Raw genomic sequence first — 13396 nt, forward strand, 5'->3', positions numbered from 1 at the left:
CCTCGGGGCTTTTTTGTGCCGCCTCGGTCAACTGTGGGAGCGGGCTTGCTCGCGAAAGCGTCGGGTCAGTCGACATCAATGTTGAATGAAAGGGCCCTTTCGCGAGCAAGCCCGCTCCCACGTTGGATCATTGTTGTTAGTGGGTTTGGATATAACCCCTATTCCAAACCAATCTCCCCGCCAACGGCATTTTCTGCTACCCGGTAGCGTCCTCTCTGGAGAACCCGGTCAATCGGAACTAAATTTCATTCAGTACCTTTCAGGCATCCATGCGTCACCCAAGAAAGGATGGAATCGGCTATGAGCATTTTTCAACGCATTGTGTTGTTGCTTAAGGTTTTGGTGATGCTGTCCCTCGGCACGTCGGCGGTGGCGTGGGCAGAGTGTGAGGACCATGAAAAACAGGCCTTGAACGGGCAAGGCGTGCACAGCGAGCAGATGATCGCTGCGACCGAATCAGGCGATGATGATCCAGACGCCGATGAAGATGAGGAAGAGGAAGACACGCAAACGTAAATGACGGACCAAAGAAAACCCCTCCTGCCGGACTGATGCGCAGTTTGGCGGAAGGGGTCTGGTCAACTCAGTCCCTGTGGGAGCGGGCTTGCTCGCGAAAGCAATCTGTCAGTCAACGGTGATGGTGACTGACACGACGCCTTCGCGAGCAGGCCCGCTCCCACGGTTTTTACGCCGTGCCGTCGAGGAATTGCTCGGCGTAGTGGCAAGCCACCTGACGGGTGTCGACCAGGCGCAGGAGCGGTTCTTCTGTGGTGCAGCGCTCGGTCGCGTACGGGCAGCGCTTGTGGAAGGCGCAGCCGGACGGCGGGTTCAGCGGGTTTGGCAGTTCGCCGACGATCTTGATTTTCGGCTTGGTCGGGTCCGGGTGGATGGTCGGAGTGGCCGACAACAGCGCCTGGGTGTAGGGGTGCAGAGGGCGAGTGTAGATGTCCTCTTTCGGGCCCATTTCCACCGGACGGCCGAGGTACATCACCATCACGTGATCGGCGACGTGGCGCACCACCGCCAGGTTGTGGGAGATGAACACGTAGGCGGTGTTGAACTCTTGCTGTAAATCCATGAACAGGTTCAGTACCTGCGCCTGAATCGATACGTCCAGCGCCGAGGTCGGTTCGTCCGCCACCAGCACTTTGGGTTGCAGCATCATCGCGCGGGCCAGGGCAATCCGCTGGCGCTGACCGCCGGAGAACATGTGCGGGTAGCGCTGGTAATGCTCAGGCCGCAAGCCCACCTGTTTCATCATCGCCTGGACTTTCTCGCGACGTTCCGAGGCGCTCAGGTTGGTGTTGATCAGCAGCGGTTCGGCGAGCTGATCACCGACTTTCTGTCGTGGGTTCAGCGACGCGTACGGGCTCTGGAACACCATCTGCACGTCTTTGCGCAGCTGCTTGCGCTGAGCCTTGTCGGCACCAGCGACTTCCTGCCCGGCGATTTTCAAGGAACCGGAGGACGGTTCTTCGATCAGCGTCAGGGCCCGGGCCAAGGTGGATTTGCCACAACCCGATTCGCCCACAACGGCGAGGGTCTTGCCGGCTTCCAGTTCGAACGACACACCGTTGAGGGCGCGCACGGTCGCATGACCCTTGAACAGGCCTCGGGACACTTCGTAGTGACGGGTCAGGTTGCGGGCGGTAAGTACGACGGCCATTACGCCACCTCCTGATTCAGCGGGTAGAAGCAGCGGGCGAGGCTGTTGCTTTTCGGGTCAAGGGCCGGACGCTGAGTGCGGCAGTTGTCCTGCACGTATGGGCAGCGCGGCGACAACAGGCAGCCTTGCGGGCGGTCGTAACGACCGGGAACGATGCCCGGCAATGTCGACAGGCGCGCGGCGCCCAGGCTGTGTTCCGGAATGGCCTTGAGCAGTGCTTCGCTGTACGGGTGCGCCGGGATGTCGAACAGTTGTGGCACCTGACCGACTTCAACCGCTTGGCCGGCGTACATCACGCACACGCGCTGGGCGGTTTCGGCCACGACCGCGAGGTCGTGGGTGATCAGCACCAGGCCCATGTTCTGCTCTTTTTGCAAGGCCAGCAGCAGGTCCATGATCTGCGCCTGAATCGTTACGTCCAGCGCGGTGGTCGGTTCGTCGGCGATCAGCAGTTTCGGTTCGCCGGCAATCGCCATGGCGATTGCTACACGCTGGCTCATGCCGCCGGAGAGTTGATGCGGATAGGCGTCCATACGGCTAGCGGCGCCCGGGATTTCCACTTTTTCCAGCAGTTCGATGGCACGCTTGCGGGCGTCCTTGCGGGACATTTTCAGGTGCAGGCGCAGCACTTCTTCGATCTGGAAACCGACGGTGTAGCTCGGGTTCAGCGCGGTCATCGGGTCCTGGAAGACCATGGCCAGGTCTTTGCCGACGATTTGCCGACGCTGACGGTTGCTGAGCTTGAGCATGTTCTTGCCGTCGAAATTCAGGGCATCGGCGGTGACGATCCCCGGATGCTCGATCAGGCCCATCAGCGCCATCATGGTCACGGACTTGCCGGAACCCGATTCGCCAACGATGGCCAGCACTTCGCCTTTGTCCACGGTAATGTCGAGACCGTCGACCACCGGAACGGCGTTGGCGTCGCCGAAGCGAACGTTGAGATTCTTGATTTCTAACAGTGACATTTGAATCTCCTCAGGCGGCGTTCTTGAGTTTCGGGTCTAGCGCATCGCGCAGGCCGTCGCCCATCAAGTTGATTGCCAGCACGCTGAGCAAAATGGTCAAACCAGGCAAGCTCACCACCCACCAGGCACGTTCGATGTAGTCACGAGCCGAAGCCAGCATGGTACCCCACTCAGGCGTTGGCGGTTGTACGCCAAGGCCGAGGAAGCCCAGTGCCGCGGCATCGAGAATTGCCGAAGAAAAACTCAAGGTGGCCTGCACGATCAGTGGCGCCATGCAGTTGGGCAGCACGGTGACGAACATCAGGCGTGGCAGGCCGGCACCGGCCAGGCGCGCGGCGGTCACGTAGTCGCGGTTCAATTCGCCCATCACCGCGGCGCGGGTCAGACGAACATAGGACGGCAACGAAACCACGGCGATGGCAATAATGGTGTTGATCAAGCCAGGGCCGAGGATGGCGACAATCGCCACGGCCAGCAGCAGGGACGGCAGGGCCAGCATGATGTCCATCAGACGCATGATGGTCGGGCCGAGCACGCGCGGGAAGAACCCGGCGAACAGACCCAATAGGATGCCCGGAATCAGCGACATCACCACCGACGACAAGCCGATCAGCAAGGACAGGCGCGAACCGTTGATCAGCCGCGACAGCAGGTCGCGACCCAGTTCATCGGTGCCGAGCAGGAACTGGATTTGCCCGCCTTCCAGCCAGGACGGCGGGGTCAGCAGGAAGTCGCGGTATTGCTCGCTTGGGTCATGCGGTGCAACCCATGGCGCGAAGATCGCGCAGAAAATCACCAGCAGCATGAACATCAGGCCAGCGACGGCGCCTTTGTTCCTGGAGAACGCGTGCCAGAATTCTTTATACGGGGACGGATACAGCAGGCTTTGATCGACTGCTACCGGTGTAGTGAGAGTGGTCATGGTCTTGATCTCAGCGCTGATGACGGATGCGTGGGTTGGCAAAGCCGTAGAGGATGTCCACCACGAAGTTGACCAGGATCACCAGGCAGGCGATTAACAGGATGCCGTTCTGCACCACGGGATAGTCCCGTGCGCCAATGGCTTCGATCAGCCATTTGCCGATGCCGGGCCAGGAGAAAATGGTTTCGGTCAGGACCGCACCGGCCAGCAGCGTGCCGACTTGCAGGCCGACCACGGTCAGTACCGGAATCAGTGCGTTACGCAGGCCGTGAACGAACACCACGCGCGATGGCGACAGGCCTTTGGCGCGGGCGGTACGGATGTAGTCTTCACGCAGCACTTCGAGCATCGAGGAACGGGTCATCCGCGCGATCACCGCCAGCGGGATGGTGCCGAGCACGATGGCCGGCAGGATCAGGTGATGCAGGGCATCGAAGAACGCCCCGACGTCGTCGGCCAGCAGCGTATCGATCAGCATGAAGCCGGTGCGCGGCTCGATGTCGTAGAGCAGGTCGATCCGCCCGGACACCGGGGTCCAGCCCAGGCTCACCGAGAAGAACATGATCAGGATCAGGCCCCACCAGAAGATCGGCATCGAGTATCCCGTCAGGGAGATGCCCATCACCCCGTGGTCGAACAGGGATCCTCGCTTGAGTGCCGCGATCACCCCGGCCAGAAGGCCCAGGATGCCGGCGAATAACAGGGCGGCCATGGACAGTTCCAGGGTCGCGGGGAATAGAGAGCTGAACTCGGTCCAGACGCTTTCACGGGTACGCAGGGATTCGCCGAGATCGCCGTGGGCCAACTTGCCGATGTAATCCAGGTATTGGGCATACAGGGGTTTGTTCAGACCTAGGCGTTCCATTGCCTGAGCATGCATTTCGGGGTCGACCCGACGTTCGCCCATCATTACTTCCACGGGGTCGCCTGGAATCATGCGAATCAACGCGAAAGTCAGCAAGGTGATGCCGAAGAACGTGGGGATCAATAACCCCAATCGGCGGGCAATAAAACTAAACATCTTGTGTGGTACCTCATCAGCCGGTTAGGCGTGCCCGGCAGCGCTGGGGTCAGCGATGCCGGGCGTTTCTTATCTACTTCACCTGGGTGGTGGCGAAGTTATTAGTGGTGAGGGGGCTAATGTGATAGCCCTCTACGTTGGTGCGCATTGCAGTGAACATACGGGTGTGCGCCATGCTGATCCACGGCTGGTCCTGATTGAAAATGGCCTGGGCCTGTTCGTAGAGCGCCGTGCGTTCGTCCGGGTTCACTTTAGCCCGTGCTTCGTCGATCAGCGCCTGGAACTTTTCATTGCACCAACGAGCGTAGTTTTCGCCGTTCTTGGCCGCTTCGCAACTGAGCATCGGCGTCAGGAAATTATCCGGATCACCGTTATCGCCAGCCCAGCCGGCGGACACCATGTCGTGCTCGCCGTTTTTCGCGCGCTTGAGCATTTCGCCCCATTCCATGACCCGAATATCGACCTTGATCCCGACTTTGGCCAGGTCGGCCTGCATCATCTGCGCGCCGAGCATCGGGTTCGGGTTGGTCGGGCCGCCGCCGTTACGGGTGAACAGGGTAAACGTGGTGCCTTCCGGTACGCCGGCTTCTTTGAGCAAGGCGCGAGCCTTGTCCAGATCACGCGGCGGGTTGGTCAGTGTGTGGTTGTAGCCCAGCAGGGTGTCCGGGTACGGGTTGACCGCCACGGTCGCATTGCCCTTGCCGAACAACGCGTTGACGTACGCCGCCTTGTCGAAGGCGATGTCGATGGCTTTACGCACGCGCACATCGCTGATGTACGGGCGGGCGGTGTTCATGGCGACATAGGACACGGTCATCGCGTTCAGCTCATCAACCTTCAGGTTGGTGTCTTTCTTGATGCTCGGGATGTCATCCGGTTTCGGGTACAGCGCGATCTGGCACTCGTTGGCCTTGAGCTTTTGCAGGCGCACGTTGTTGTCGGTGGCAATCGCCAGGACCAGCGCTTCAGCCGGTGGCTTGCCACGGAAGTAGTCCGGGTTGGCCTTGAAGCGGACTTGAGCGTCCTTGGCGTAACGCTGGAAGACGAACGGGCCGGTGCCGATCGGCTTGTTGTTCAGGTCGCCGGCCTTATTGGCCTTGAGCAACTGATCGGCGTACTCGGCGGAGTAAATCGAGGAGAAGGCCATGGCGATGTCGGCCAGGAACGGCGCTTCACGGCGGGTCAGGGTGAATTTGACCGTGTTGTCGTCGACTTTCTCGACGCTTTTGAGCAGCTCTTTGAAGCCCATGCTTTCAAAGTACGGGAAGCCCACGCTCGACAGTTTGTGCCATGGGTGTTTCGGGTCCAGTTGACGCTGGAAGCTCCAGACCACGTCGTCGGCATTCATGTCGCGGGTCGGCTTGAAGTAATCGGTGGTGTGAAACTTGACGCCTTTGCGCAGGTGGAACGTGTAGGTCAGACCGTCGTCGCTGATGTCCCACGACTCGGCCAGTGCCGGGATCACTTCAGTGGTGCCGGGCTTGAAGTCCGCCAGACGATTGAAGATGGTTTCGGCCACCGCATCGGCTGTGACTGCAGTCGTGTACTGGACCATATCGAAGCCTTCCGGGCTGGCTTCGGTACAGACCACCAAGGGTTTGGCCGAGGCGCCGACGGCGACACTCAGCAACGCGGCAGCGATGGCCGCTCGTAGGGGAAGCATTTTCATCTAGAGCCCTCTGCAATCGGTTGAACAGAAAAACCAGACGGCCGACTCATCATGAGTCAGCCGCCGGCATGGGTTTTACAAAATGTTGAACGGGATGGTGGTCACGAGACGGAACTCGTTGATGCTGCCATCCACCTGGTTTTCGCTGGCGCGATGAGCGGTGTAGGTCGCGCGGATAGCGGTGGCCTTGAGTGGGCCGCTCTGCACGGCGTACGAAGCACCGATGCCGTATTCATAGTGGTGTTCGCCATCCTGGTTCTGGATACCGTCGTAACCCTTGTCCGTCACGCCGCCGTTGCCGGTGTAGTGAGTGCCGTCGATGCCCCAGCCGCGAGCCTGATAGATGTTGAACTTCAGGCCAGGTACGCCGTATTCAGCCATGTTCAGACCGTAGGCAATCTGGAAGGACTTCTCGTTCGGGCCGTTGAAGTCCGACAGCAGGGAGTTGGCCAGGTAGATGCCGTTGGTTTCGTGCAGGTAGTCGAAGTACTCGTTACCGTTAATTTCCTGGTAAGAGAAGGTCAGGCTGTGAGCCTGGTGGGTCAGGCCGAACGACAGGGAGTAGGTGTCGTTATCGATCTTGCCGATAAGGGCTTTACCTTCTTCCTGGGTTTTGTAGTAGTTCAGGCCGGTGGTCAGGCTCAGGATCGAGCTGTCGCCCAGCACATGAGTGGCGCCGAAGTAGTACTGGTTCCACAGGTCTTCAGCCTGGGTGCCCCACAGACTGGTGGTCAGGCTGGCAAATGGCGTGTAAGTGATACCGGCCGTGTGGACGTGATCGGTTTCAACGATGCCGTTGGCGTATTCGGTGCGGAACTTGCGCTGGCTTTGTTCGGTTCGTGGAGAGTTGCGATCGAACGTGCCGACGTCGAAGCTCAGGTTTTCCAACTCTTCGCTGTGCAGGCTCACACCCTGGAAGCTCGAAGGCAACGCACGGTTACCGATGACATCGACCATCGGGCTGCTGAAGTTCTGGCGGCCGGCAGTGAGGGTGGTGTTGGACACGCGGGCCTTGACGTTGGCCAGGCCCAGCTTGCTCCACTGGCCGACGGCGTCGCCACCTTCCTCGGTCAGTGTGCGGTTGTTGCCCGCGCCAGAACGGGTACCCGGTGCGCCACCATTATTGGACGCCAGATCCTTGCGATCACGATCCAGAGCAATAGCGTTGTAGGCCGCCACTTCGGTGCTGAAACCTACGGTGCCTTCGGTGAAACCGGAGTTGTACTTGAGGATAGTGCCCTGAACCCAGTTGATACGACGGTCAGTCGGGGTCGACACACCGTTTTTCTTGTAGCTGAACGTGGCGCCGCGCTTCAGTTGCTCATTGGCGTACCAGTTACGCGTGCTGCCAGTGATCGATTGGCCTTCGACAAAGCCTGTGGCTTCACTCTGGGCACTTTTCTCTTTAACGGTAACCGGCGTGAACGCCTGGCTTTGGGATTCTGCGTACGCCGTGGCGGTCACGCTGCTGATGGCCAAGGCCAATAACGCGGTGCTGCTCAGTTTCATGGGTGAAGCTCCTTACTTTCTTTTTTTTTAATGCCGGTCTTTTTCGGTGATCCGGCTATTTGGTTTAGAACTCATGCAGGCATCGCAAACGTTTGCTATAGGCCGGATTGGCGAATTACGGCAATACGCTGGCGTGAGGGCGTAATCCGCCCCCAGCGTTCTGGCTAATCGGTTATTGGTCGATACTGACGCCCGAGAACACGTTACGACCGAAAGGACTCACCTTGAATCCTTCGACTTTGGCGCTCAACGGCTGGTTGACCGTCGAGTGGGCGACCGGCGTGATGGGCACCTGCTGCTTGAGGTACTGCTGCGCCTGTTTGTAGAGCACCGTGCGCTGGTCACGGTCAGTGACGACTTTGGCCTGCTTGATCAGCTTGTCGTAAGCCGGATCACACCACATGGAGTAGTTGTTGCCGCCAATGGCATCGCAGCTGTACAGCGTGCCAAGCCAGTTGTCCGGGTCGCCATTGTCACCGGTCCAGCCGATCAGGCTGATGTCGTGCTCGCCGTTCTTGGTGCGCTTGATGTACTCGCCCCATTCGTAGCTGACGATCTTGACCTTGAGGCCGATCTTCGCCCAATCCGCCTGGAGCATTTCGGCCATCAACTTGGCGTTGGGGTTGTACGGACGCTGAACCGGCATGGCCCAGAGAGTGATTTCGGTGCCTTCCTTGACGCCGGCGGCCTTGATCAATTCCTTGGCCTTTTCCGGGTTGTAGGCGGCGTCTTTAATCGTTTCGTCGTAGGACCACTGGGTCGGTGGCATGGCGTTTTGCGCCAGTTGACCGGCGCCTTGATAGACGGCGTTGAGAATGCCTTGCTTGTTCACCGCCATGTCCAGCGCCTGGCGTACTTCGAGCTGATCGAACGGTTTGTGCCGCACGTTATAGGCGATGTAACCAAGGTTGAACCCGGGCTTTTCGATCAATTGCAGTTTCGGATCGTTTTTCAGCGCGGTCACATCGGCGGGGCGTGGGTGCAGGGTGATCTGGCATTCGTTGGCCTTGAGCTTCTGCACGCGCACCGAGGCGTCGGTGTTGATGGCGAAAATCAGGTTGTCGAGCTTGACCCGGCTCGGGTCCCAGTACTGCTTGTTGCCGCTGTAACGGATGTTGGAATCTTTCTGGTAGCTCTTGAACACGAACGGGCCAGTGCCGATCGGCTTCTGGTTGATGTCGCTCGGCTTGCCGGAGGCCAGCAACTGATCGGCGTACTCGGCGGACAGGATCGCGGCGAAGCTCATGGCGATGTTCTGGATGAACGCGGCGTCGACACTGTTGAGCGTCATCACCACGGTCAGCGGCCCGGTCTTCTCGACCTTGGCGATGTTCTTGTTCAGGCTCATCCCGTTGAAATACGGGAACTCGGTTGGATAAGCCTTTCGGAAGGGTTGCTGCGGATCGAGCATGCGATTGAAGGTAAAAAGCACGTCATCGGCGTTGAAATCGCGGGTAGGCGTGAAGTACTTGGTGGTATGAAATTTCACCCCTTCGCGCAGGTGAAAAGTGTACTTGAGGCCGTCCTCGGAAATATCCCAGCTCGTTGCCAGGCCCGGTACGACGTTGGTGGCGCCTTTTTCAAACTCTGCCAATCGGTTGTACAGCGGCTCGGCGGCGTCGTTATCGGTCGCCGTGGTGTATTGCGCGGTGTCGAAACCCGCCGGGCTGCCTTCGGAGCAAAACACCAGGCTGTTATTGGCGGCCTGGCTAATGGAAGTGACGGCCAGCAGGCCGGTGCCCAGCAATGCGGATAAAACCAAGGTATGGCGCATGACGCTCCCTCTTTTTGTAGTGTTTATTCAATGCGCCACGACCCCGTCTGGGGAGGTGTGGCTGCATTGAGCTCAAACCAATACGGGCAGCAAACCGATAGCCACGCAATCGCTGGTCAGATCCCGACGGTAGGTGCCGTGGGTCTGGCAGTAAATGCGCTGAGTCCTAAAGACTCGTAGGAAAAGGCAACGCGTCCTAACCCCTGGCTGCGTCAGACAGCGGATTAGGATGTAGGCAAATTCCTATCTTTTCGGCAGAAAAAAGCAGCGGCGTCGCTGAAAACGTCGCCGCTGCCTTTTCTTATTTGCTGACGCTGACGCCGTAGAAGGAGTTCAAGCCAAATGGGCTGATCTTGAAGTCCTGCACGTTGTCGCGCATGGGTTGGAACACCGTCGAGTGAGCGATAGGTGTCATTGGAACAGCATCTTTGAGGACGTGTTGCGCCTGTTTGTACAGTTCGGTGCGCTTGGCCTGATCGGTGGTGCGCTTGGCTTCCTTGACGATGCCGTCGAACTTCTTGTCGCACCACTTGGAGAAGTTGTTGCCTTGCAGCGAATCGCAGCCGAACAGCACGTTCAGCCAGTTGTCCGGGTCACCGTTGTCGCCGCTCCAGCCAATCAGCATCGCGCCGTTTTCGCCGCCTTTGGAGCGCTTGATGTACTCGCCCCATTCGTAGGTGACGATCTTGGCCTTGATACCGATCTTGGCCCAGTCGGACTGGAGCATTTCGGCCATCAGCTTGGCGTTGGGGTTATAGGGACGTTGCACCGGCATCGCCCACAGGTTGATCTCGGTGCCTTCCTTGATGCCGGCTTCCTTGAGCAGCTCTTTGGCTTTCTCAGGGTTGTATGGCGCGTCCTTGATGGTGGTGTCATAAGACCATTGGGTGGGTGGCATGGCGTTGACGGCCAGTTGGCCGGCGCCCTGGTAAACCGAATCGATGATCTGCTGCTTGTTGACGGCCATGTCCAGTGCCTGCCGCACTTTCAACTGAGCCATCGGGTTTGGCTGATCGCTGCCCTTGATCTTGTCCATCACGTTGTAGGCGATGTAACCCAGGTTGAAACCGGCCTGGTCAGGCACCTTCAGGGTTTTGTCTTCCTTCAACGCCTTCAGATCGGCCGGACGAGGGAACAGGGTGATCTGACACTCGTTCTTTTTCAGCTTCTGGATGCGTACCGACGGGTCGGTGGTGATGGCGAAGATCAGGTTGTCGATCTTCACGTCGTCAGGCTTCCAGTAGTCCTTGTTCCCGGTGTAGCGGATGTTGGAGTCTTTCTGGTAGCTCTTGAACACGAACGGGCCAGTACCGACCGGCTTCTGGTTGATGTCGGCGGCTTTGCCTTCCTTGAGCAGCTGGGCAGCGTACTCGGCGGACTGGACCGAGGCGAAACTCATGGCCATGTTCTGAATGAACGCGGCATCAACTTCTTTGAGCGTGAACTTGACGGTGTGGTCGTCGACTTTATCGATCTTGGTGATGTTGGTGTCCATCCCCATGTCGGTGAAGTACGGGAATTCAGTCGGGTACGCCTTACGGAACGGATCATCCTTGTTAATCATGCGATTAAAGGTGAACAGCACGTCGTCGGCGTTGAACTCACGAGTTGGCTTGAAGTACGGGGTGGTGTGGAACTTGACGCCTTCACGCAGGTGGAAGGTGTAAGTCAGGCCGTCATCGGAAATGTCCCACTTGGTCGCCAGGCCAGGAATAACGGCGGTGCCGCCGCGCTCGAACTGGGTCAGGCGGTTGAACATGGTTTCTGCAGAGGCGTCGAAGTCGGTTCCGGTGGTGTACTGACCAGGATCGAAACCGGCCGGGCTCCCTTCGGAGCAAAACACCAGGTTAGTCGCCGCTTGGGCGAAAGGTGCGCTGGCTAATAAGCTTGCGCCGACTAAAAACGGAATGACCGCGTGTTTAAGCATGGTGGCCTCATGATTTGTTGTCATTTTTGGAATTAGAGGACGACCTCGTGAGTCGACCTGCGGATACTTATGCAGGGGCCATACCCAATGCAAGATCCTGAATGGCTCCAAACCTTAAACAGTGGCACGAACGTACCTTAATGTCGCATATGTATAAATTCCCGCACATTTGACCGTTTGCGCAGGTTTTTTACGGTGCAAAACGCGCACCGACAAGGGGCAACCGGGGCGTCTGGTGCACCCGGTTGGCGCCTGGTGTTACTTATTTATACTCACGCCATAGAAGGGTGTAAGGCCGAAAGGGCTGATCTTGAAGTCGGTGACTTCCTTGCGCAGTGGCTGGAACACGGTCGAGTTGGCAACAGGTGTGATAGGTACTTGTTGCTTAAGGATTTGCTGTGCCTGCTGGTACAGTTTGACCCGCTGCTGTTTGTCAGTAGACACCTTCGCTTGCTGCACCAGCTTGTCGTAGGCCGGGTCGCACCATTTGGCGTAATTGCTACCTTTCACCGCAGCGCAGCTGTAGAGCACGCCGAGCCAGTTGTCCGGGTCACCGTTATCGCCGGTCCAGCCGTAGATCATCGCGTCGTGCTCGCCGTTCTTGGCGCGCTTGATGTACTCACCCCATTCATAGCTGACGATGTTGGCCTTGATCCCGACTTTCTCCCAATCCTGCTGGATCATCTGCGCCGACATCCGCGCATTCGGGTTGGAGGCACGCTGCACCGTCATGGCCCACAAATTAATAGTCGTACCGGGCGCAACCCCTGCTTCTTTTAGTAGCGCGCGGGCTTTGATCGGGTCGTGCGGTGCATCCTTGATGGTCGGGTCATAGGACCATTGCGCCGGGGGCAGGGCGTTCTGCGCCAGCTGCCCGGCACTCTGGTAGACAGCCTTGATGATCGCCGGTTTATCGATAGCCATGTCCAGGGCCTGACGGACCTTGAGCTGGTCCAGCGGCGGATGGGTTACGTTGTAGGCGAGGAAGCCGAGGTTGAAACCGGCCTGTTTGAGCACGGTCAGGTTCGGGTCTTTCTCCATGACTTCGATGTCTGCCGGGCGCGGGTAGCCGCTGACCTGACACTCGCCGGCCTTGAGCTTCTGCAAGCGCACGGCGGCATCGGGTGTGATCGAGAAAATCAGGTTATCGAGTTTCACGTCCTCGGGCTTCCAGTAGGCCTTGTTGGCGGCGTAGCGGATCTGCGAGTCCTTTTGATAGCGCTTGAACACGAACGGGCCGGTGCCGACCGGTTTCTGGTTGAGGTCGGCGGCTTTGCCTTCCTTTAACAGTTGGGCGGCGTATTCGGCGGACTGCACCGAGGCGAAGCTCATGGCGAGGTTCTGCACGAATGCGGCGTCGATGTTGTTCAGGCTGAAGCGCACGGTGTGGTCGTCGATCTTGTCGATGCTTTTGATCGTGGTGTTCAGGCCCATGTCGGTGAAGTACGGCGACTCGGCCGGGTAGGCTTTACGGAACGCATTCTGCGGGTCGAGCAGGCGCTGGAAGGTGAACAGGACGTCATCGGCGTTGAAGTCGCGGGTCGGGGTGAAGTAGTCGGTGGTGTGGAATTTCACTCCGTCGCGCAGGTGGAAGGTGTAGCTGAGGCCGTCCTGGGAGACATCCCAACTTGTCGCCAGGCCGGGTTCGACTTCGGTGCCGCCGCGTTTGAATTGGGTGAGGCGGTTGAAGACGGTTTCGGCTGAGGCGTCGAAGTCGGTGCCGCTGGTGTATTGGCTGGGGTCGAAGCCGGCAGGGCTGGCTTCGGAGCAGTAGACCAGGGTGGTGGCGGCTTGGGCGGTTTGTGCGAGTGATGCGGTTGTAGCGAGGGCGAGAGCAAGCAGAAGTGGTTTGACGGTGGTTCTTTCCATGGAGTCCCCGTGGGTTTGGCTGCGGTGTTTTCCTGAGGGTAGCGTTGTTGGTGGGGCGGGCGGAAATATCG

Annotated in this window: 10 protein-coding genes; 1 reads left to right on the forward strand and 9 read right to left on the reverse strand. The window is 58.8% G+C overall.

Translation table 11 applies throughout. The features are described 5' to 3' along the window. Positions 1-300 precede the first annotated feature (300 nt). A complete protein-coding gene (locus tag PMI36_RS28145) occupies positions 301-516 on the forward strand; it encodes a hypothetical protein (RefSeq protein WP_008067267.1) in 216 nt (71 codons plus the stop codon). Between the two features lie 169 nt (positions 517-685). Here the strand turns inward: PMI36_RS28145 and PMI36_RS28140 are convergent, their stop codons facing one another. From PMI36_RS28140 to PMI36_RS28100, 9 genes are all read right to left on the reverse strand, one after another. Then, a complete protein-coding gene (locus tag PMI36_RS28140) occupies positions 686-1666 on the reverse strand; it encodes a peptide ABC transporter ATP-binding protein (RefSeq protein ID WP_008067268.1) in 981 nt (326 codons plus the stop codon). After that, positions 1666-2634, reverse strand: a complete 969-nt coding sequence (locus PMI36_RS28135; protein WP_008067269.1) for an ABC transporter ATP-binding protein — start codon at positions 2632-2634, stop codon at positions 1666-1668. The genes PMI36_RS28140 and PMI36_RS28135 overlap by 1 nt, the downstream gene beginning before the upstream one ends. A gap of 10 nt (positions 2635-2644) precedes the next feature. Then, on the reverse strand, positions 2645-3556 hold the full coding sequence (locus PMI36_RS28130; RefSeq protein ID WP_008067271.1) for an ABC transporter permease subunit: 912 nt from the start codon (positions 3554-3556) through the stop codon (positions 2645-2647). A gap of 10 nt (positions 3557-3566) precedes the next feature. Next, on the reverse strand, positions 3567-4577 hold the full coding sequence (locus PMI36_RS28125; protein ID WP_008067272.1) for an ABC transporter permease subunit: 1011 nt from the start codon (positions 4575-4577) through the stop codon (positions 3567-3569). Between the two features lie 73 nt (positions 4578-4650). After that, the gene (locus PMI36_RS28120) at positions 4651-6246 is read right to left on the reverse strand and encodes an ABC transporter substrate-binding protein (RefSeq protein ID WP_008067273.1); all 1596 of its coding nucleotides are present in this window, start codon (positions 6244-6246) and stop codon (positions 4651-4653) included. A gap of 75 nt (positions 6247-6321) precedes the next feature. Continuing rightward, positions 6322-7755, reverse strand: a complete 1434-nt coding sequence (locus PMI36_RS28115) for an OprD family porin (RefSeq protein WP_008067274.1) — start codon at positions 7753-7755, stop codon at positions 6322-6324. Between the two features lie 172 nt (positions 7756-7927). Next, positions 7928-9529: an ABC transporter substrate-binding protein gene (locus PMI36_RS28110; protein ID WP_008067276.1), complete on the reverse strand. Its 1602-nt coding sequence runs from the start codon at positions 9527-9529 to the stop codon at positions 7928-7930. Between the two features lie 301 nt (positions 9530-9830). After that, on the reverse strand, positions 9831-11456 hold the full coding sequence (locus PMI36_RS28105) for an ABC transporter substrate-binding protein (protein ID WP_008067278.1): 1626 nt from the start codon (positions 11454-11456) through the stop codon (positions 9831-9833). A 258-nt stretch (positions 11457-11714) separates the two neighbouring features. Next, positions 11715-13325 carry an ABC transporter substrate-binding protein gene (locus tag PMI36_RS28100; protein ID WP_008067279.1) on the reverse strand — a complete coding sequence of 537 codons (1611 nt, stop codon included), beginning with the start codon at positions 13323-13325 and terminating at the stop codon, positions 11715-11717. Positions 13326-13396: the final 71 nt, after the last annotated feature.

It is taken from the genome of Pseudomonas sp. GM79 (assembly GCF_000282495.1).
Classification (GTDB): Bacteria; Pseudomonadota; Gammaproteobacteria; order Pseudomonadales; family Pseudomonadaceae; genus Aquipseudomonas.